Source organism: Kitasatospora sp. NPDC005748, assembly GCF_040630735.1.
GTDB lineage: Bacteria > Actinomycetota > Actinomycetes > Streptomycetales > Streptomycetaceae > Kitasatospora.
Genome location: NZ_JBEXYD010000001.1, coordinates 175,831 through 195,848, shown reverse-complemented (window position 1 = coordinate 195,848; position 20,018 = coordinate 175,831). Strand labels below are relative to the sequence as shown.

General features: G+C 72.6%; 15 protein-coding genes. 6 read left to right on the top strand and 9 right to left on the bottom strand.

All coding sequences use genetic code 11. The features are described from left to right. Positions 1-4: 4 nt before the first annotated feature. The 3 genes from ABZ495_RS00735 to ABZ495_RS00725 form a co-directional block, all read right to left on the bottom strand. Positions 5-946 (bottom strand): carbohydrate ABC transporter permease, encoded by a 942-nt coding sequence (locus ABZ495_RS00735; protein ID WP_329486390.1) that lies wholly within the window; start codon positions 944-946, stop codon positions 5-7. Positions 947-950: 4 nt separating this feature from the next. Next, entirely contained in the window at positions 951-1,823 is an 873-nt protein-coding gene (locus tag ABZ495_RS00730; protein WP_359803926.1) for a sugar ABC transporter permease, read from the bottom strand. A 239-nt stretch (positions 1,824-2,062) separates the two neighbouring features. Beyond that, positions 2,063-3,349: a sugar ABC transporter substrate-binding protein gene (locus ABZ495_RS00725; RefSeq protein WP_352295524.1), complete on the bottom strand. Its 1,287-nt coding sequence runs from the start codon at positions 3,347-3,349 to the stop codon at positions 2,063-2,065. Positions 3,350-3,481: 132 nt separating this feature from the next. On the opposite strand from ABZ495_RS00725, the gene ABZ495_RS00720 reads away from it, so the two are divergent. The 4 genes from ABZ495_RS00720 to ABZ495_RS00705 all read left to right on the top strand — a co-directional run bounded on the left by ABZ495_RS00720 (position 3,482) and on the right by ABZ495_RS00705 (position 12,431). Next, a complete protein-coding gene (locus ABZ495_RS00720; RefSeq protein ID WP_359803927.1) occupies positions 3,482-4,558 on the top strand; it encodes a LacI family DNA-binding transcriptional regulator in 1,077 nt (358 codons plus the stop codon). Between the two features lie 376 nt (positions 4,559-4,934). Continuing rightward, on the top strand, positions 4,935-7,382 hold the full coding sequence (locus ABZ495_RS00715) for a discoidin domain-containing protein (RefSeq protein ID WP_359803928.1): 2,448 nt from the start codon (positions 4,935-4,937) through the stop codon (positions 7,380-7,382). A 103-nt stretch (positions 7,383-7,485) separates the two neighbouring features. Beyond that, positions 7,486-11,706, top strand: a complete 4,221-nt coding sequence (locus ABZ495_RS00710; protein WP_359833746.1) for an NEW3 domain-containing protein — start codon at positions 7,486-7,488, stop codon at positions 11,704-11,706. Then, a complete protein-coding gene (locus ABZ495_RS00705; protein WP_359803930.1) occupies positions 11,703-12,431 on the top strand; it encodes a hypothetical protein in 729 nt (242 codons plus the stop codon). The genes ABZ495_RS00710 and ABZ495_RS00705 overlap by 4 nt, the downstream gene beginning before the upstream one ends. 13 nt (positions 12,432-12,444) lie before the next feature. Here the strand turns inward: ABZ495_RS00705 and ABZ495_RS00700 are convergent, their stop codons facing one another. Continuing rightward, on the bottom strand, positions 12,445-12,804 hold the full coding sequence (locus ABZ495_RS00700) for an SgcJ/EcaC family oxidoreductase (protein WP_359803931.1): 360 nt from the start codon (positions 12,802-12,804) through the stop codon (positions 12,445-12,447). Further along, entirely contained in the window at positions 12,801-13,103 is a 303-nt protein-coding gene (locus tag ABZ495_RS00695) for a muconolactone Delta-isomerase family protein (RefSeq protein ID WP_329486382.1), read from the bottom strand. Before ABZ495_RS00695 ends, ABZ495_RS00700 begins: the two co-directional genes overlap by 4 nt. Before the next feature lie 306 nt (positions 13,104-13,409). On the opposite strand from ABZ495_RS00695, the gene ABZ495_RS00690 reads away from it, so the two are divergent. Together ABZ495_RS00690 and ABZ495_RS00685 are read left to right on the top strand one after the other, a co-directional pair. Continuing rightward, the gene (locus tag ABZ495_RS00690) at positions 13,410-14,978 is read left to right on the top strand and encodes an APC family permease (RefSeq protein ID WP_329486381.1); all 1,569 of its coding nucleotides are present in this window, start codon (positions 13,410-13,412) and stop codon (positions 14,976-14,978) included. A gap of 118 nt (positions 14,979-15,096) precedes the next feature. Next, entirely contained in the window at positions 15,097-15,357 is a 261-nt protein-coding gene (locus tag ABZ495_RS00685; protein ID WP_329486380.1) for a GlsB/YeaQ/YmgE family stress response membrane protein, read from the top strand. 82 nt (positions 15,358-15,439) lie between these two features. Here ABZ495_RS00685 and ABZ495_RS00680 read toward each other — a convergent pair whose 3' ends face one another. The 4 genes from ABZ495_RS00680 to ABZ495_RS00665 are packed head-to-tail and all read right to left on the bottom strand — an operon-like array spanning position 15,440 to position 19,890. Then, positions 15,440-16,780 carry a GH1 family beta-glucosidase gene (locus tag ABZ495_RS00680; RefSeq protein ID WP_359804032.1) on the bottom strand — a complete coding sequence of 447 codons (1,341 nt, stop codon included), beginning with the start codon at positions 16,778-16,780 and terminating at the stop codon, positions 15,440-15,442. Positions 16,781-16,815: 35 nt separating this feature from the next. Continuing rightward, on the bottom strand, positions 16,816-17,658 hold the full coding sequence (locus ABZ495_RS00675; protein WP_359803932.1) for a carbohydrate ABC transporter permease: 843 nt from the start codon (positions 17,656-17,658) through the stop codon (positions 16,816-16,818). Next, positions 17,655-18,575, bottom strand: coding sequence for a sugar ABC transporter permease (locus ABZ495_RS00670; RefSeq protein WP_329486378.1), 921 nt, complete (start codon positions 18,573-18,575; stop codon positions 17,655-17,657). The genes ABZ495_RS00675 and ABZ495_RS00670 overlap by 4 nt, the downstream gene beginning before the upstream one ends. Position 18,576: 1 nt before the next feature. After that, the gene (locus tag ABZ495_RS00665) at positions 18,577-19,890 is read right to left on the bottom strand and encodes an extracellular solute-binding protein (protein WP_329486377.1); all 1,314 of its coding nucleotides are present in this window, start codon (positions 19,888-19,890) and stop codon (positions 18,577-18,579) included. Positions 19,891-20,018 lie beyond the last annotated feature (128 nt).

Sequence of the window (20,018 nt, the reverse complement as noted above, 5' to 3'; positions counted from 1 at the left end):
GCGGCTACCCCTTGACGGCCCCCTCCTCGACGCCCTTGAAGAAGAAGCGCTGGCAGACGCCGAACACCACGACGATCGGCAGGAAGGCGATCATGGTGCCGGCCGCGATCAGCCGGGGGTTGGCGCTGAACGTGCCGTTGAGGTACTGGAGCCCGACGGTGAGCGTGTACTTCTGCGGGTCGTTGAGCACGATCAGCGGCCAGAGGAAGTCGTCCCAGGCGCCGATGAAGGTGAAGATGACGATCACGCTGAGCATGCCGCGCACGTTCGGCAGGCCGATGTGCCACAGGCGCTGCCAGACGGAGGCGCCGTCCACCAGGGCGGCCTGGTCGAGTTCGGGCGGGACGGCCGCGAAGGCCGTCCTCATCAGCAGCACGTTGAGCATGGCGATCGCGCCGGGCAGGGCGACGCCGGTCAGCGAGTCGGCCAGGCCGAGGCTGCGGACCGTCACGTACTGGGAGACGATGGTGACCTCGCCGGGCAGGACCAGCGTGGCGAGGAAGAGGCCGAAGACCAGCCGGGCGCCGCGGAAGCGCAGTTTGGCCAGGGCGTAGCCGGCCAGGGTGGTGCCGACCACGTTGCCGAAGATCGCGATCGCGGCCACGACCAGCGAGTTGGCCGCGTACGTCCAGACCGGGATGGTGTCGGCGACCTTGCCGTAGTTGGCGAAGGTGAGGTCCTGCGGGAAGAAGCTCGGGTGCTTGGTGTAGACGTCCTCGCCCGGCCCCTTGAGCGAAGTGGAGAGCTGCCAGAGGAACGGGCCGATCACCAGCAGCAGGACGACCAGCAGGAGCAGGTAGCGCAGCGCGGTCTGGGCGGGGGAGGGGGAGTTGAAGCTCCGGGCGCGCCGGGCGGCGGCGGGGCGGTCCGCGGGCTCGCGGGGAGCGGGGACCGGGGCCGTGGCGGGTGCCTGGGCGGGCCCGGTGGGGGTGGCGGGTCGGGTCACGGGGTCAGTCCGCCTTCCGGTTCAGGCGCGTCAGGAGCAGCATCGGGCCGAGGGTGATGACGAACAGCAGCAGGCTGAGCGCCGAGGCGTAGCCCAGGTGGCCGGTGAAGCCGCGGCTGTACATCTGGATCAGCATCACCACCGACATGTCCCGGCCGCCGGGGCCGCCGGTGCCGTTGGAGAGCACGTACAGCTCGGAGAAGACGCGCAGTGAGGAGACCGAGATCAGGACCGAGATCAGCATCATGGTGGGGCGCACCCCGGGCAGGGTGACGTGCCAGAACCGGCGGAAGGCGCTCGCGCCGTCGACCGCGGCGGCCTCGTGCAGTTCGCGGCCGACGTTGGCCAGCGCCGACAGGTAGATCACCATGTAGTAGCCGAGGCCCTTCCAGGTGGTCAGGGCGATCGAGCTGAGCAGCAGCAGCCAGCGGTCGGTCAGGAACGCGACCGGGGAGTCGGCCAGCCCGGTCTGCTGGAGCAGGCCGTTGACCAGCCCGCGGTCGTCGAGCACCCAGCCCCAGATCAGCGCCACCACGACGGCGGAGGCGATCACCGGGGTGTAGAAGGCGGTGCGGAAGAAGGTGATGCCGGGCAGCTTGCGCTGCACCAGCAGGGCGAGCAGCAGCGGCAGGACGGTCAGCAGCGGGAGGCAGATCAGCAGGTAGACGATGCTGTTGAGCAGGGCGTCGGCCAACTGCTCGTCGCTGAAGATGCGTTCGTAGTTGGCGAGGCCGGTGAACCGGCCACCGCCCAGGGGCTTGGCGTTGGTGAACGAGAGGATCACCGTGTTGATCGTCGGCCAGAGGTTGAAGACGACCAGCCAGATGATCGCGGGCCCGGCGAGCAGCCAGGGGGTGAACCAACGCCGGTGGGTCATACCGATGCCTTCCTGGGGCGGGGAGGGTGGGTCCCCGGGGGTGGTGCGGTGCGGGCCGGGGCCGTCGGGCCGGGGAGCCGCGGCGGGGGCTGCGGCCGGGGTTTCGCGGCCGGGTCCCGGCGGGCCGGGGGCGGTGCCGGCGGCCGGTGCGGGCGGCCCCGGCGGGCGGCGGCTCCTGGGGGAGGACGCCGCCGCGCCACCGGTACGGGGTACTGCCGGGGGCCGGTCCGGGGACCGGATCAGCCCTTGAGCAGCTGGTTGCAGCGCTCGACGGCGGTGTCCAGGGCCTGCTTCGAGGTCGCGTCGCCGCTGATCGCCAGGGCGATCTGCTGCTTGATGACGGTGCCCATCGCGTCGTCGACCTCGACCGGCTGGAGGATCTTCGCCTTGGCCAGCGAGGTGAACGCGACGACCTTGGCGTCACCGGCGTTGGTGCCGTCGCTCTTGCTGAAGAAGGGGTCGCCGGCGGATGCCTTGGTGGACGGGAAGATGCTGGTCAGGTGGGCGAACTTGGCCTGGTTCTCGGCGCTGGTGACCCAGCGGGCGAGGGCCACCGCGGCGGCCGGGTTCTTGCTGTTCCTCGGGACGGACAGGCCCTGGACGTAGAGCGGCGGCGTGCCCGTCGCGGGGGAGGAGACGATCTTCGGGGCGAGGGTCGGGTTGTCGGTCGCGACGCTGGTGATGAAGTTGGCGCCACCGGTGGTCCAGCCCGCGGTGCCGGCGTTGAAGAGCTTGGAGTTGCCGGCGTAGGTGTCGGTCAGGACGTCCTTGGGCAGCAGGCCCTCCTTGAACGCCGCGCGGTACTTGTCGAGCAGCGCGGCGGCCTCGGGGGTGTTGAAGGTGAAGGACTTGCCGTCGTCCGACATCACCTTGACGCCGGCGTTGACCAGGTCGCCGAGGCCGGGCTTGCGGCTCATCAGGTAGGTCGAACCGTCCGACTTCTCCTTGAACACCCGGGCCTGGGCGATCAGTTCGTCCAGGGTGCCGGGAAGGGCCTTGGGGTCCAGGCCGTTCTTCGTCAGCAGCTCGGAATTCCAGTAGTTCACATCGGTGTTGAGGTACCAGGGGTAGCCGTAGGTGCCGTCCATGCCGCGGAAGCGGTAGGCGTCGACGCCGCCCGCGACGTACTCGTCGGCGAGCTTCGGGTCGGCCTTGGCGATGTCCAGCAGCTGGTTCTGCCTGGCCAGCGGGAGGGCGAAGTCCGGCGGGAGGTTGACCACGTCGGGGAGGCCGCCGGCCGCGGCCTGGCTGAGCACCTTGTCCGAGTAGCCGTCGCCGGGCTGGTCGAGCCAGTCGACCTCGACGCCCGGGTACTTCTGCTTGAAGCCGTCGATCACGCTCTGCATGTAATCGGTGAACTTCGGCTTGAGTGCCCAGGTCTGGAGCGAGACCTTGCCCTTGACGTCACCGGTGGCGGCCGCACTCGCCGCGGTGTCGTCGCTCTTGGTGTCGGAGCCGAGTCCGCAGCCGGTGAGCGTGGCGGTGGTGACCGCCGCCATCGTCAGTGCCGCCCAGATTCTTCGCATGAGGGTCTCCCGGTCCAGGGGGTGGGTGGGGGATTGTGCTGACGTACAGAACCTGACTTACTAAACCGGTCTAGCTGTTGCAGGGACTATGCTCCCGCCTAAACTTGGATGTCAAGAGAGGAGTCGGATTCTGTGGGCAGACCGACCATCGCCGACATCGCGCGCCAGGCCGGGGTCTCGAAGGGCGCGGTGTCCTTCGCGCTCAACGGGCGCCCCGGGGTGAGCGAGGCGACCAGGGCCCGGATCCTCCGGGTCGCCGAGGAGATGAACTGGCGGCCGCACAGCGCCGCCCGCGCCCTGGGCGGCGCCCGGGCCGACGCGGTCGGGCTGGTGATCGCCCGCCCCGCCCGCACCATCGGGGTCGAGCCGTTCTTCAGCCAACTGCTCTCCGGCCTCCAGGCGGTGCTCTCCGCCCACGCGGTCGCGCTGCACCTGATGGTGGTCGAGGACACCGCCGCCGAGATCGGCGTCTACCGGCGCTGGGCCTCCGAGCACCGGGTCGACGGCTTCATCGTGGTCGACCTCCAGGTGCGCGACCCGCGGCTGGAGGCGCTGGAGGAACTCGCCCTGCCCGCCGTGGTGCTGGGCGGCCCCGGCAAGGGCGGCGGGCCGCTGCGGATCTGGGCCGACGACCGGGAGGCGATGCTCTCGATCGTCGACTACCTGGCCGCGATCGGGCACCGCCGGATCGCCCACCTGGCCGGCCTGCCGCACTTCCAGCACACCCAGCGCCGGATCCGCGCCCTGCGCGACGCCTCCCGGCGGCTGGACCTGGAGGAGGCGGTCTCGGTGCCGACCGACTTCAGCGACGCCGAGGGCGCGGCCGCCACCCGGGCCCTGCTCTCCCGGCCCCGGCGGCCCACCGCGATCGTCTACGACAGCGACGTCATGGCGGTGGCCGGCCTGGGGGTGGCCGGCGAGATGGGCGTGGCGGTGCCCGGGGAGCTGTCGATCGTCTCCTTCGACGACTCGGTGCTCGCCCGGATCGTCCACCCGCCGCTGACCGCGCTCAGCCGGGACACCTTCGCGCTCGGCGAGCAGGTCGCGAGCAGCCTGCTCGCGGTGATCGACGGGACCGGCCCCGGCCGGGACCTGCAGATGCCCACGCCGCGCCTCACGGTCCGCGAGTCCACCTCACCGCCGGCCCCCGAATCACCCTCAGGGGTGGCTGTTGCCGGGGCCGTTGACAGTCGGTCTGAACCGGTTTAGCCTCGCAGCGCCGAGCCGGTCCGCTCGGCGCGCCACGGTGGGCGGGGAGTCGGGCGGCTCCCGGCCCCGGGCCGGGGCGGCGGGGGCGTCGTGCCCGTGCTGCCCCGTGTGCCCCCTGGGCGGGAGCCGGTGCGCGGCCGTTCTGCCTTCCTCGTACCGCCGTTCCCCGTTCCGCTGTGCCTCGCACCGTCGGCCCCTCGGCCGTCCGGCACCGAGTGGGCCGGGGCCCGCCGGGCGGGGACTCCCCGCGATCGGCGCCACCGCACCCGCACCACCACGCCCACCCGCACCACCGCACGTTCCTCGCACATGCACCCGGACCGCCCCTCGCGGGCGGCTCCGCCCCCACCCTCCTCCGCTCGATCGGAGCCACCGCATGTCACGACGTCTCCCCCTCCTGCTGAGCGCCGCCCTCGGGGCCGCCGTCCTCGGCGCCGCGCCCACCGCCCACGCGGTTCCCGCTCCGGCACCGGCCACCCCGGCCGCCGCCGCGGCCGCCGGCACCCAGCCCTACGCCTCCTACTGGTACCCGAACACCATCCTGAACTGGGACCCGGCCACCGACCCGGACGCCCGCTTCAACCGGTCCCGCGTCCCGCTCCGGCCGCGCACCAGCGACCCGGCGCTCAAGGCCAACCCCAACGCCCGGGCCGGCGAGGGCAAGGTGGCCTCGCTGGTCTCCTTCGGCCCGACCTCCAACAACCCCTCCCAGGGCTCGGCCGACCCGAACTACTACGCCTTCGGGTACTGGCAGTACGTCGACAAGCTGGTGTTCTGGGGCGGCTCGGCCGGAGAGGGCCTGATCCTCGCCCCCAACCCGACCGTCATCGACGCCGCGCACCGCAACGGCGTCAAGGTCTACGGCACCGTCTTCTTCCCGCCCGCCGCCTACGGCGGCCAGCTCCAGTGGGTCCGCGACTTCGTCCAGAAGTCCGGCTCCCGCTACCCGGTGGCCGACAAGCTCACCCAGGCCGCCCAGTACTACGGCTTCGACGGCTGGTTCATCAACCAGGAGACCGGCGGCGGGGATTCGGCGCTGGCCGGCGAGGTGCGCAACCTCATGCAGTACACCAAGGCGCAGACCGGCACCGAGTACATGTGGTACGACGCGATGACCGAGTCCGGCTCGGTGTCCTGGCAGAACGCGCTGACCTCCGCCAACGACTCCTTCCTCCAGGACGGCGCCAAGCGGACCTCCGACTCGATGTTCCTGAACTTCAACTGGAGCCCCGGCGGGCTGGATTCGTCCCGCTCGCTGGCCCGCGGCCTCGGCCGCGACGAGTACGACCTCTACTCCGGGATCGACACCGAGTCCAACGGCTACAACACCGGCGTCGACTGGAACGCGCTCTTCCCGGCCGGCAAGGCGCACACCACCTCGCTCGGGCTCTACCGGCCCGAGTGGACGTGGAAGTCCGCCACCGACCGCGCCGACTTCTACGCCAAGGACTCCCGCTACTGGGTCGGCGCCAACAACGACCCGTCGAACACCGCCACTTCGTCGAGCTGGAAGGGCCTGTCGACCTACATAGCCGAGTCCTCGCCGATCACCGCGAAGCCCTTCGTCACCAACTTCTCCACCGGTCAGGGCGACTTCTACAACGCCGGTGGCGGCCGGGTCGCCACCGGCGGCTGGAACAACCTCTCGCTCCAGGACGTCCCGCCGACCTACCGCTGGCTGGTCGGTTCCAGCGGCACCAAGCTGACCCCGTCCGTCGACTTCACGGACGCCTACGAGGGCGGCTCCTCGCTGAGGCTCAGCGGCAAGCTGGACGCCACCAACACCGTCCGCCTCTACCAGAGCAGACTGCCGGTCGCGGCGGACAGCAAGCTCTCGCTGGTGCTCAAGACCCCGGCCGCCGGGGCGACCGGGCTGAAGGCCGCGATCTCCTTCACCGACGCACCGGGCACCTTCACCACCGTCGACGTCGGCGCGAACTCCGGTACCGGGTGGGAGCGGCACACCCTCGACCTCTCCGCCTACGCCGGCCGCACCATCGCCCAGATCGGCCTCCAGGTCGAAGGCTCCAACCCGGCCTACGACCTGGGGGTCGGTCAGCTCGCCGTCTACGACGGCGCGGTGGACGCTCCCGCCGCGCCGAGCGGCCTCACCGTGCTCGGCGCCAGTGACGTGGTGGCCGGATCCAGCCAGTCGCTGCGGCTCTCCTGGACGGCCTCGGCGAGCGGTTCGGTGCACCACTACGAGCTGTACCGGCGCAACGCCGACGGCAGCCGCAGCTACCTCGGCGCGACGCCGTCCGACGCCTACTTCGTCAACAAGCTGGAGCGGGCCGGGACGGAGAGCACCACCACCGTCGAGGTGGAGGCGGTCTCCACCGAGTACGGCCGCTCCGCCGCCACCACCACCACGGTCTCCTGGACGGGCACCCCGCCGGCCGGCGGCAACCTGGCACTGAACCGCCCGGCCACCGCCTCCGGCCAGTGCAACGGCAACGAGACCCCGGCCAAGGCCGTCAACGGCAGCGTGAACGGTGGCAACGGCGACAAATGGTGCACCACCACGTCGGCCAAGTGGCTGGAGGTGGACCTCGGTTCGGCCAAGCCGCTGAGCAGGTTCGTGGTGAAGCACGCCTCGGCCGGGGGTGAGAGCCCGGCGTACAACACCCGGGACTTCACCATCCAGGTGCGCGACTCCACGGCCGACGCGTGGACCACCGTCGCCACCGTCACCGGCAACACCGCCGGGACCACCACCCACCCGGTGAGCACCACGGCCCGCTACGTCCGGCTCTCGGTGACCAAGCCCACCCAGGGCACCGACCCCGCCGCCCGGATCTACGAGTTCGAGGCCTGGGGCGCGTAGGGCTCCTCCGGTGATTCCCGCCGCGCGCTGATGCGACGGGAATCACCGGACAAGTCCCGGCCCCGGCTCCCGACCCGCTCCGTCTTCCGAAAGGACCCACCCCGTGCCGGTCACCATCACCGCCGTCGAGAGCACGGACCTCTTCACCGGCCCCGAGGACGCGCCGCGCCAGCTGCTGCGCGTGACCCTCGACGGCCCGCCCGCCCGGATCACCGTCACCGGCCCGGGCGTACGCGGCGAGGAGGCCGGCACGGGGCTGGTCGAAGTCCCCCTGGAGATCACCGGCGCCGAGCCCGGGGCCCGGCTCCCGGTCCTGGTGACCGCGGCGACGGACGGCGTCACCGCGACCGCCGAGGCCGTCGTCGAGGCGGCCGAACCCGGCTGGACGATGTACCTGGTCTCGCACTTCCACTACGACCCGGTCTGGTGGAACACCCAGGCCGCCTACACCTCGCCCTGGGAGCTGCTCTCCGCCGACGCGACCACCCGGCCGCTCTGGGAGCGCAACGGCTTCGCGCTCGTCGACGCGCACCTGGACCTCGCGCTGCGTGACCCGGTCTACAGGTTCGTACTCGCCGAAGTCGACTACCTGAAGCCCTACTTCGACCAGCACCCGGAGCGCCGCGCGGCGCTGCGGCTGCTACTGGAGCGCGGTCAGGTGGAACTGGTCGGCGGCACCTACAACGAGCCCAACACCAACCTCACCGGTGCTGAGACCACCATCCGCAACATCGTCTACGGCATCGGCTACCAGCGCGACATCCTCGGCGGCGACCCGCGGACCGCCTGGCAGCTGGACGTGTTCGGCCACGACCCGCAGTTCCCCGGTCACCTCGCGGCCGCCGGGCTCACCGGCAGCGCCTGGGCCCGCGGCCCGTTCCACCAGTGGGGCCCGATCCAGAAGAACTTCCGCGAGGCCAAGGACGACGCCCGGGTGATGCAGTTCCCGAGCGAGTTCGAGTGGATCGCGCCCTCCGGCGACGGCGTGCTCACCCACTACATGCCGCACCACTACTCGGCCGGCTGGTGGATGGACTCCTCCGCCGACCTCGCCACCGCCGAGCAGGCCGTCTACGAGCTGTACCGCAAGCTCAAGCCGGTCGGCGCGACGAAGAACCTGCTGCTGCCCGTCGGCACCGACTACACCCCGCCGAACAAGTGGGTCACCGAGATCCACCGCTCGTGGGCGCGCAAGTACCTCTGGCCGCGGTTCGTCTGTGCCACCCCGCGCGACTTCCTGGACGCCGTCCGCGCCGAGCTGGCCGCCACCGGCCGCCGGCCCAGCCCGCAGACCCGGGACATGAACCCGGTCTACACCGGCAAGGACGTCTCCTACATCGACACCAAGCAGGCCCAGCGGGCCGCCGAGGTCGCCGCCGTCGACGCCGAGAAGCTCGCCACCCTGGCCACCGTGCAGGGGCTGGGCCGCTACCCGGGGGCCGCGCTGGACAAGGTGTGGCGCCACCTCGCCTACGGCGCCCACCACGACGCGATCACCGGCTCGGAGTCCGACCAGGTCTACCTCGACCTGCTCGGCGGCTGGCGCGAGGCGTACGACCTGGCCGCCGACGTCCGGGACCGGTCGCTGGACGCGCTCACCGCCCGGATCGACACCGCCGGCATCGGTTCGGCCGTCCTCGTCACCAACACCCTCTCCTTCGACCGCACCGACCTGGTCGCCGTCCGGCTGCCGCGGGGGCGCTCCCGGGCCGTCCTCGTCCTGGACGACACCGGCGCCGTGGTACCCAGCGCCGTGGACCGGGGCACCCTGCGCTTCCTGGCCGCCGGGGTGCCCGCCCTGGGCTGGCGCACCTGGCGGCTGGTCCCCTCCGCCGACGGGGTCGAGGACACCGCCTGGTCGCGCGCCGCGGGCCACACCGTCGCCAACGCCCGCTACCGGGTGACCGCCGACCCGGCCCGGGGCGGCGGACTGACGTCCATTCAGGATCTGTCGCACGAGAGGGAGTTGATCCAGAGCGGCCGGATCGGCAACGAGCTGCGGGTGTACGAGGAGTACCCGCAGCACCCCGACTTCGGCGAGGGCCCGTGGCACCTCGTCCCCAAGGGGCCCGTCCTCGGCTCCGGCGGGCAGCCGGCGAGCGTGCGCCGCGAGACCGGCCCGCTCGGTGAGCGGCTGGTGATCGCCGGCACCGTGGACGGCGTCCGGTACGAGCAGACCGTCACGCTCTGGCGGGGCGTCGACCGGGTCGACTGCCGGACCAGGGTGGTCGACTTCTCCGGCGCCGACCGCCTGCTGCGGCTGCGCTTCCCGGTCGACCTGCCCGGCGCGCTGCCGGTCAGCGAGGTCGCCGACGCGGTGGTCGGGCGCGGTTTCGCGCTGCCCGACGTGGACTCCGCCGAGGCGCCCTGGACCCTGGACAACCCGGCCAACACCTGGTTCGGCCTGGGCTCCACCGCCCGGATCGCCCTCACCGACCCGGCCGGCGCGCCGCTCGGCGAACGCGCCCTCGGCGTCGCCGAGGTGATCACTCCCGACCTCGACTCCGCCGCCGACGCCCGCGACCTGGTGGTCGCGCTCGCCCGGATCGGCGTCACCGCCACCACCTCCGGCGCCGACTGGGCCCGCTACGGCTGGCTGGACGTCGACTCCAACCTGCCGGACTTCCGGATCGTCCTCGGAGGTCCGGAGGTCAATGCCGCCGCCCGGGAGCTGATCGAGCGGGCGGGGGAGGAGTACGCCACCGTGCTCAAGACGCACGGCGCCGTCTGGGTGCCCGCGCTGACTCCGCTGACCGAGGTCTGGCAGCCCGGCGCCGACCTGCGCGACCTGCGGGCGCTGCCCGCCCTGGTGGTGACCGACCCGGCCGCGCTGGTCCACGACCTCGCCGACGCCCGGATCACCGCCGTCTGCCCCGGAACGCTCCACCCGGCGGAGCGGCTCACCGACCACAGCGTCGGACTGCTGAGCTTCGGCCTGCCCGGTTTCGCGGTCGACGCCACCGGCGCGCTGCACCTCTCGCTGATGCGCTCCTGCACCGGCTGGCCCTCCGGCGTCTGGATCGACCCGCCCCGGCGCACCCTGCCCGACGGCGCGTCCTTCCAACTCCAGCACTGGACACATGAGTTCAGCTACGCGCTGGTCGGCGGCGCGGGGGACTGGCGGGCCCAGGCGCTGCCCGCCCAGGGGCAGGAGTTCAACCACCCGCTGTACGCCCGGATCGCCCCCGCGCGGAGGGGGCCGCTGCCCGCCACCCTCTCCTGGCTGCGGGTCGAACCCGCCCGGGAGGTGCTGCTGGGCACCCTCAAGCCGACCGGCAACCCGATCGCGCACGGCTCGGCCGCCGCCCCGGGCGACGGCCGCCTCACCGTCCGGCTGGTCGAGTCCACCGGCCTGGGCCGCACCGCCACCCTCGGCGGCGCCCTCGGGCTGACCGACCCGCACCGCGCCGACCTGCTGGAACGGCCGCTGGACTCCGTCGACGGGGCCCTGGACCTCGCCGGTTCGCAGATCGCCACCGTGCTGGCCCGGCCGAGCGTGGCCGCCGACCCGGCCGGCCCGGTGCTCGGCGCGGTCGCCGAGGTCGCCCAGCCGGTCCACGCCCGCTACTGGCTGCACAACCGGGGCCCGGCGCCGCTCGGTTACCTCCCGGTGTCGGTCGGCGTCTCGCCCGGCCTGCTGCGGACGGCCGGGCCGGGTGAGCCGGTCGCCCTCTCCGTCGCCCTCTCCTCCCAGCTGCGGGACGCCGCGGTGGAGGGCGCCGCGCTGATCCTGCCCCCCGAGGGCTGGACGGCGAGCCTCGGCGCCCGCCCCTACCGCCTGGAGCCGGGCGGACACCTGCGCTTCCCGGTCACGATCACCCCGCCGGCGGCGGTCGAACCCGGCTTGTACTTCGCCGCCGTCCGGATCACGCACGAGGACCAGCGGATCGAGGACGTCGTCACCCTCGCCGTCGGGGAGCTCCCCGGCTTGCTGCCCGCCCCCGGGGAGACGCCCGAGGACTGGACCGCCGCCCAGGGCACCGAGTCCATGGACGGCCGCGACACCGGTCTCACCGTGACGGTGGCCGAGGAGCGGCTGCGGCTGACCCCCGGCGGCCGGGCCACCCTCGCCGTCCGGCTCGCCAACCGGACCCGCGGCGAGATCCGGGGCGAACTCCAGCTGGTCTCACCCTGGGGGACGTGGGAGGCGGTCGGCGCCCCCGTCCGCGGCTTCACCCTCGCCGCCGGCGCCACCGAGACCGCCGCCTTCGAGCTCGCGGCTCCCGAGGACGCCGAGCCGGGTGCCTCCTGGGCGCTGGCCAAGGTGATGTGGTTCGGCCGCTGCCAGTACTCCCCGGCCGTCGCCCTGGTGGTGGAGCCGTGACCGCCGGGGCCCCGGTGGCCGGCGCCCTCGGTCTGCTCGACGGCCGCCCGCTGCCGCGCACCGAACTCGACCGCCGCCTCGCCGCCCTGCGGTCCGGCCCGCGCTCCGCCGCCCTGCCGCGGCCCGGCAGCTCCGAGGACCGCCAACTCGCCCGCTGGGTCGCCCAGGTGGTGCTGACGGAGGAGCTGTGCTCCACCGTGTGCGCCGAGCGCGGGCTGCCGCTCGGCACCGGCACCCCCGCCCGGCTCGACCAGCAGGCCGCCGTCGAACTCGGTTCGATCACGGCCGCCGCGTACGAGGGCAGCGCGGCCGTCCGGGCGGTCTTCGAGGCCGTCACGGCGGACGTCCGGCCCCGGGCGGACGAGGTGGCCCACTACCGGGCGATGACCGCCGACCGCCCCGCTCCCGCCCTCTGGCGGCTGGGCTTCCCCGACGGCGGCGGCTGCGAGGCCGACCCGGCGACCCTCCCGCTCGCCCTCGCCGACGCCCTCCGCGCCGCCGGGCCGGGCGCCTGGGTCACGGCGGGCGGGTGGACGGCGGCCCTGCTCGCCGTCCACCCGCCGGGGGAGGCGGGCGGCGACCCGGCCCGCGCCGTCCGGGCCGCCGCCCGCCGCGCCGCCTTCGTCCGCTGGCTCGACCGCACCCGCGCCACCCGGCTCACCCTGCTGCCCGGCCTCGAACACCCCGGCGATCCGGCCCAGCCCGACAACCACCACCGGCACTGACGCGGGACCGCCGTCAGGGCAGCAGCGAGACCTGGTAGTGGGCGATGGACCAGCTGTCGCCCGCCCTGCTCAGCAGGACTCCGAGGTTCACGGTCAGCGTCGGCCGGTCGACGAAGGCGAAGTCGACGGCGAGGTAGCCGAGCAGGAGGCCGTCGGTGAGCCGCCTGGTCTCCAGGACGCGGTAGTCGGCCGTCATCCCGGGCGGCTGGGCGGCGTAGTAGGCGGCGACGCCCGGCCGCCCGACGCTGTACGGGTGCAGGCCCTGGAAGACCGCGTCCTCGGTGAAGCAGGCCGCGACCGCCTCGGGCCGATGGGCGTCGACGGCCGCCTTCCAGCGGTCCAGCACGCCCCGCAGCACGGCGGTGTCGCTCATCGGACGCCCTCCGCCCCGGGGTCGCTCGGGTGCGGCGACAGCGGCGTGACGCGGTCGCGCCGCCAGACCCGCAGCGGCATCGAGGCCAGGAGCCGCTCCAGCCGCTCCGCGTCGGGCGCGCTGAACAGCCCCCAGGTGCGCCACTCGCCGGCCGAGAGCGGCGGCCGCCAGAGCCGCAGCAGGCTCCCCTGCGCGGCCAGCTCCCCGGCCCGGACGGCCTCCCGGGCCCGCATCCGCGCCACCTCCTCCTCGCTCGTCCCGTCGGGGACGGTGGTCACCATGTCGACCAGGAACTCCATCGGGAATCGGGATCCTCTCGCTCACTCCTCCGCCGTCGCTCGGCTGCTCGGAGTATCGGCGACCACCCCGACCGCACCCGGCACCGCCACGCGGAGTCGGCGGCCGGGCCGCCCGCGGTCGGCGAGTGCCGGTCGGTGGGGGTGACGCGGCGCCCCGGAGCGGGCCGGGGCGCCCCCAGCTGGGCCGCGCAGGCGCGCAGCGAGCCGGGGAGGGGTGGCGGCAGTATGGTCGGTTCAGGGTGATTTGTCTGACCCCGTGACCGGGCCCGAGGCACTCGGGTGGGTCAGGGGGAGGAGGTGGGACCCATGCCGCACTCCTCCGACGGCCCGGCCCCGGGCGTGGCGCCAGTGGCGACCGGCTCGGGTGCGGGCGAGAAGGGGCTGAAGACCGGTGCGCTCGGTCTGGTCTCCTCGGTCGCCATCGGGCTGGCCTCCACCGCGCCCGCGTACAGCCTCGCCGCGACGCTCGGCATCATCGTGGTGGGGGTGGGGTTCCAGGCGCCGATCGTCACCATCCTGGCGTTCATCCCGATGCTGATGATCGCGTACGCGTACAAGGAGCTGAACGCCTCCGATCCGGACTGCGGCACCACCTTCACCTGGGCCGCCCGGGCGTTCGGGCCGCGCACCGGCTGGATGGGCGGCTGGGGGATCATCGTCGCCGACATCATCGTGATGGCGAACCTGGCGCAGATCGCGGGCGTGTACGGGTTCCGGCTGGTGGGGCTGGACTCGCTCGCCGACAGCACGGTCTGGACGTCGATCGCCGGCGTGGTCTGGATCGTCGTGATGACGGCGATCTGCTACGTCGGGATCGAGATCTCCGCCGCCCTGCAGCGCTGGCTGCTGTCGATCGAGGTGGTGATGCTGGTCGTGCTGTCGGTCACCGCCCTGGTCAAGGCCTACGGCAGCGGTGCGCCCGCCACGGCGGCCCACGTCAGCGCCTCCTGGTTCAACCCCTTGGACATCCCCTCGGCCGGTGCCTTCACGGCCGGGATGCTCGCCGCGGTGTTCATCTACTGGGGCTGGGACACCGCCGTCTCGGTCAACGAGGAGACCGCCGACGCGAAGCGCACCCCGGGGCGGGCGGCCGTCATCTCCACCGTGCTGCTGCTGTTGATCTACACCCTGGTGTCCACCTCGGCGCTGTCGTTCGCGGGGATCGGCACCGAGGGCATCGGACTGGGCAACGAGGAGAACTCCGGGGACGTGCTGTCCGGCCTCGGTGACGCGGTGTTCGGCACGGCGGGCTTCGGCGGGTTCCTCAGCAAGCTGCTGATCTTCATGGTGCTGACCTCGGCGGCGGCCTCCACCCAGACCACCATCCTGCCCACCGCCCGGACCGCCTTCTCGATGGCCGCGCACAGGGCCGTGCCCGCCGCGTTCGGCCGGGTGCACCCCCGCCACCGCACCCCGACCTGGTCGACCGTCGGCATGGGCCTGGCGTCGATCGCCTTCTACGTCCTGCTGACCGCGATCAGCGGCAACGTCCTGGCCGACTCGATCGCCTCGGTGGGGCTCGGCATCGCCTTCTACTACGGCCTGACCGGCTTCGCCTGCGTCTGGTACTACCGGCGGGTGCTGACCAGGAGCGTCAAGGACTTCGTCTTCAAGGGGCTCGTCCCGCTGCTGGGCGGCGTGGTGCTGCTGTACTTCTTCTGCTACGCCGCGTTCGACGTCTACGCGGCCGCCGACTACGGGGCGACCTCGATCGATCTGCCGCTCATCGGCGAGACCGGCGGGGTGACCGTGATCGGCATCGGCGCCCTGCTGCTGGGCGGTGTGCTGATGCTGGTCCAGTGGGCCGTGCAGGGCTCCTGGTTCCGCCACCCGGACGTGCCGGTGAGCGCCGCCGACCCGGTCGACGCGCCGTAGCCTCCCCGGGGCGCGGCCGGCTCGCGGGCGACCCAGGAATGAAGCGGGGCCGGCGGGGCAGGCGGAGGGCGCCCCGGTCGACCGGCCGGGAGCCCGGCCCACAGGGAGGTTGTTCCCCATGACGCTGATCTGGGCGCTCGTCGTCGGACTCGTCGTCGGTCTGCTCGCCAAGCTGGTACTGCCGGGCCGTCAGCCCGTTCCGCTCTGGCTGACGGTACTGCTGGGGCTGGTGGGCGCACTGCTCGGCAATCTGCTCGCCTCGGCGGTCGGCGTGCGGCACACGGACGGGGTCGACTGGATACGCCACCTGCTCCAGGTGGCCGCGGCCGCCGTGCTGATCTCCGCCGTCACCCCGGCCTACCTGGGACGGCGCCACTGACGCGGCCGACGGGGCGGTGCGGGGGCAGGGGTGCACCCGAGGGGCGCGGACCGATTCGGCCCGCGCCCCTCGGGTGTCGGCGTCAGCGCCCCCGGTGGGCGGTGATCAGGTCGGCGTAGCGCCGGCCGCTGGTCTTGACCGTCCGCCGCTGGGTCGCGTAGTCGACGTGGACGAGGCCGAAGCGCTTGTCGTAGCCGTACGCCCACTCGAAGTTGTCCAGCAGCGACCAGGCGAAGTACCCGGCCAGCGGGGCACCCTGGGCGGTGGCCCGGGCGCAGGCGGCCAGGTGCTGCTCCAGGTAGGCGGTGCGCTCCGGGTCGTGGACGCTGCCGTCGGGGCCGACGGTGTCGCGGTAGGCGGAACCGTTCTCGGTGACGTAGATCCGCCGCGCGCCGTACTCGCGGGTGAGGCGCAGCAGCAGCTCCTCCAGCCCGGGGGCGTGCACCTCCCACGGCATCGCGGTCCGCTCGGGGCCGGGGCCGGGCAGCTGGCGGAAGTGCGGGGCGGGGCCGGTCGGGTCGTCGGCGACGATCTGGCGGAAGTAGTAGTTCAGGCCGATCCAGTCCAGCGGGGCCCCGATGAGGTCGAGGTCGCCGTCGCGCACCGGCAGGTCGACGCCGTAGGCCCGCACCATGTCCTCGGGGTAGCCGCGGCCGAGGACCGGGTCCAGCCACCAGCGGTTGATGTGGCCGTCGGCGCGGACGGCGGCGGCCCGGTCGGCCTCGGAGTCGGTGGCGGCGGTCACCGGGCTGAGGTTGTTGACGATGCCGATCCGGGCCCCGGCGACGTTCTCGCGCAGCACCTGGACGGCCAGGCCGTGGGCGAGGTGCAGGTGGTAGGAGGCCCGGACGGCCGCGGTGAGGTCGGTCAGGCCGGGGGCCATCGCCCCGTCCAGGTGGCCGATCCAGGCGGAGCAGAGCGGTTCGTTGAGGGTCGCCCAGTCGGTCACCCGGTCGCCGAGCCGGGCCGCCACCGCGGCGGTGTACTCGGCGAAGCGCTCGGCGGTCTCCCGGACGGGCCAGCCGCCGCGGTCCTGCTGGGCCTGCGGGAGGTCCCAGTGGTAGAGCGTCGGGAAGGGCGTGATGCCGGCGGCCAGCAGGGCGTCCACGAGGCGGTCGTAGAAGTCCAGACCGGCGGTGTTGACCTCGTCGTCGGCGAGCGGCACCACCCGGGGCCAGGCGATCGAGAACCGGTAGGCGTCGAGGCCGAGCCGCTTCATCAGCGCGACGTCCTCGGGCCAGCGCCGGTAGTGGTCGCAGGCGGTGTCGCCGGTGTCGCCCCCGGCGACCTTGCCGGGGGTGTGCGAGAAGGTGTCCCAGATGGACGGTGCGCGGCCGTCGGCGTCCACCGCCCCCTCGATCTGGTAGGCGGCGGTGGCCGCGCCCCAGAGGAAGTCGTCGGGGAGGGCGCTGAGGTCGTTCACGGCGAGCCTTTCGCTCAAGGGGAGGTCGGGGAGGGTCACTTGACGGCTCCGGCGGTGAGCCCGGCGACCAGGTAGCGCTGGAGCAGCAGGAAGCCGGCGACCACGGGCACGCTCACCACCAGGGAGGCGGCCATCACCTGGTTCCAGTACACGTCGCTGAGGGTCGCGTAGCCGCGCAGGCCGACGGCGAGGGTGCGGGTCTCGTCGTCGGTGAGCACGGAGGCGAACAGCACCTCGCCCCAGGCGGTCATGAAGGCGTACACCGCGACCGCCACGATGCCGGGCACGGCCGCCGGGACGATGATCCGCAGCAGCGCCTGGACCGGCCCGCAGCCGTCGACCAGGGCGGCCTCGTCGAGGTCGCGCGGGATGGAGTCGAAGTAGCCGACCAGCATCCAGATCGAGAACGGCAGCGAGAAGGTGAGGTAGGTCAGGATCAGGCCGCCCCGGCTGCCGTAGAGCGCCACCCCGGTCGCGTTGCCGACGTTGACGAAGATCAGGAAGAGCGGCAGCAGGAAGAGGATGCCCGGGAACATCTGGGTGGAGAGCACGGTGACGGTGAACAGCCGGCGGCCGCGGAAGCGGTAGCGGCTCACCGCGTAGGCGGCGAGGATCGCGACCAGCACCGAGAGCACGGTGGCGCCGCCCGCCACGATCAGCGAGTTCACCAGGTACCGGCCGAGCGGGATGGTGCGCCAGATGTCCAGGTAGGGCCGGAGGGTGACGGTGCTCGGGATCCACCGGAACGGTCCCTGGACGTCCTGCAGCGGCTTCAGCGAGCTGCTGAGCATCACCAGGACGGGCGCGGCCGCGAAGAGGGCTAGCGCGGTCAGCAGGATCCGGCGGATCCAGCGGAAGGACGCGGGCGGGCCGATCATTGCGCATCCCTTCGGCGCGAGGTGAGCAGCAGGTAGCCGGAGGTCACCAGCAGCAGGAAGAGCAGCAGCAGGACCGACATCGCGGAGCCCGCGCCGAAGTTCCAGGTGACGAAGGAGGACTGGTAGATGTGGACCGAGATCAGGTCCGCCGCCTCCGGCGCCGACCGGCCGAACAGCACGTACGGCGTGTTGAAGTCGTTGAACGTCCAGAGGAACAGCACCAGGACGAGCACCAGGTTGACCGGGCGCAGCGAGGGCAGGGTGATCCGGCGGATCTGCTGCCGGACACCGGCGCCGTCCAGGGCGGCGGCCTCGTAGAGCTCGCGCGGGATGTTCTGCAGGCCCGCGGTGAGGGTGAGGAAGGCGAACGGCCAGCTGCGCCAGACCGAGACGGTGACCAGGGCGGTGAAGCTGTTGTCGCCGAGCAGCCAGAACGGCTTGTCGTCGACCAGGTGGAGCTGGTCGTGCAGCACATGGTTGATCAGGCCGGTGTCCCGTTGGAACATGAACGACCAGGTGATGACGGCGGCGTAGACCGGCAGCGCGTACGGGAGCAGGAACAGGGCGCGCAGCAGGCCGCGGCCGCGGAAGGTGTCCTGCATCATGATCGCGGCGGCGGTGCCGAGCAGCCAGGAGAGGCCGACGGCCAGGGCGGTGAAGGCGCAGGTGACCCAGAAGGAGTGCAGCAGGGCCCGGCCGACGGGGGCGTGGAAGTCCACCGCCATCCGGTAGTTGGCGAGACCCGCCCAGGGGGCGGCGGTCCAGTCCCGGAGGAAGAACTGGGTGAGCTGTTTGAAGCTCATCACGATGCCGACCACCATCGGCACCAGGTGGATGAGCAGTTCGAGCACGAGGGCGGGGAGCAGCAGCAGGTACGGCAGCGCGCTGCGACGGGGGAGGAGGCGCTTGCGGATCACTTCACTTGGCCGGCATCTGCTGCTGGGCCTTGGTGAGTTCGGCCTTCACGGACTCGTCGGTGACGGCCTTGCCGCCGGCGGCCGCGGCGAGCAGGTTCTTCACGGCGGTGCCGACCAGGGTCTCGAACTGGCTCTCGTCCGCGACCTGCGGGAGCGGTTGGGCGCTCGTCGAGAGGACGTCGGTGAGGGCCTTGAGCTCGGGGGTGGCGAAGGCCGGATCGGCCTGGGCGTCCTTGACCGGCGGGATGGAGCCGTACGTCCGGTTGAGCTGGGTCTGCTCCTCGGTGCCGGTCATGAACTTGACGAAGGAGAGCGCGCCGTCGGTGTTCCTGGTGTTCTTGAACACGGCCAGGTTGATGCCGGCGACCATCGAGGTGGTGGCGCGTCCGCCGGTGGCGCCGGCCGGGACGGGGACGGGGGCGACGCCGTAGTCCTCGGGGTTCATGCCGTGGGACTTGAGGTTGGCGCCGGCGGCCTGCCACATCAGCATGGCGGCCTTGCCGGTGGCGAAGTCGGTGACGGACTGGTTGTTGGCGTACTCGGCGTTGCCGGGCGCGGCGATCTTCTCGGTGCCGAGCAGGCCGACGTACTGTTTGACGGCGGCGACGGCGCCCGGGCTGTCGAAGGCGGGCTTGCCGGCCGCGTCGAAGAAGTCGGTGCCCTGCTGCTTGGCGAGGACGAAGGCGTGGTGGACGTTCTCGGAGACGTTGCCGCCCTCCAGGGCGATGCCGTGACGGTCGCCGGTGGTGAGTTTCTTCCCGTCGGCGACCAGCTCCTCCCAGGTGGCCGGGGGCTTGTCGAGGCCGGCCTCGGCGAAGAGCTTCTTGTTGTAGTACAGGCCGTAGGCCATCGAGTACAGCGGGACGGCGGCCGGGTCCTGGCCGGGGGCGCCGGCCGAGGCGAGCGCGGCGGGCAGGAAGCGCTCCTTGCCGCCGATCCTGCTGAGAGCGGCCGCGTCGAAGGGGAGCAGCGCGCCGGTGGCCTGGAGCGAGGCGGACCAGGTGTTGCCGATGTTCAGCACGTCGGGGCCCTGGCCGGAGCTGGTGGCGGCGAGGATCCGGTTGAGCAGGTCGGCCCAGGGGATGACCTCCAGCTTGACCTTGATGCCGGTCTGCTGCTCGAACTTCCTGAGTTCCGGCTCCAGGACCTGCCGGTCGTTCTCCAGACTGGTGCCCTGGTTGGAGGCCCAGTAGGTGAGCGTGCCGGGGCTGCTGTTGTCTCCGCCGCCGGACGTGGAACCGCCGCCGCAGGCGGTGGCGGTGAGGACCAGGGTGGCGACCAGGGCGGTGGCCGCGGCGACTCGACTGATGGGCATGACCGATTGCCCCTCTCGGGCGGGGTGGGCGGGTTCGGGTGAAGTACCTTGATGGAATGCTTACTTCAGGCCGTGATTTAACGTGTGAGAAAAGCTTCCGTCAAGGGTTCGGACAGCGATAGATTCGG

What these genes read in the sequence shown, in the direction of transcription:
- ABZ495_RS00675 (WP_359803932.1), bottom strand. Translation starts at nt 17,658, where the DNA reads ATGATCGGCCCGCCCGCGTCCTTCCGCTGGATCCGCCGGATCCTGCTG.
- ABZ495_RS00665 (WP_329486377.1), bottom strand. Translation starts at nt 19,890, where the DNA reads ATGCCCATCAGTCGAGTCGCCGCGGCCACCGCCCTGGTCGCCACCCTG.
- ABZ495_RS00685 (WP_329486380.1), top strand. Translation starts at nt 15,097, where the DNA reads ATGACGCTGATCTGGGCGCTCGTCGTCGGACTCGTCGTCGGTCTGCTC.
- ABZ495_RS00700 (WP_359803931.1), bottom strand. Translation starts at nt 12,804, where the DNA reads ATGAGCGACACCGCCGTGCTGCGGGGCGTGCTGGACCGCTGGAAGGCG.
- ABZ495_RS00695 (WP_329486382.1), bottom strand. Translation starts at nt 13,103, where the DNA reads ATGGAGTTCCTGGTCGACATGGTGACCACCGTCCCCGACGGGACGAGC.
- ABZ495_RS00715 (WP_359803928.1), top strand. Translation starts at nt 4,935, where the DNA reads ATGTCACGACGTCTCCCCCTCCTGCTGAGCGCCGCCCTCGGGGCCGCC.
- ABZ495_RS00690 (WP_329486381.1), top strand. Translation starts at nt 13,410, where the DNA reads ATGCCGCACTCCTCCGACGGCCCGGCCCCGGGCGTGGCGCCAGTGGCG.
- ABZ495_RS00730 (WP_359803926.1), bottom strand. Translation starts at nt 1,823, where the DNA reads ATGACCCACCGGCGTTGGTTCACCCCCTGGCTGCTCGCCGGGCCCGCG.
- ABZ495_RS00725 (WP_352295524.1), bottom strand. Translation starts at nt 3,349, where the DNA reads ATGCGAAGAATCTGGGCGGCACTGACGATGGCGGCGGTCACCACCGCC.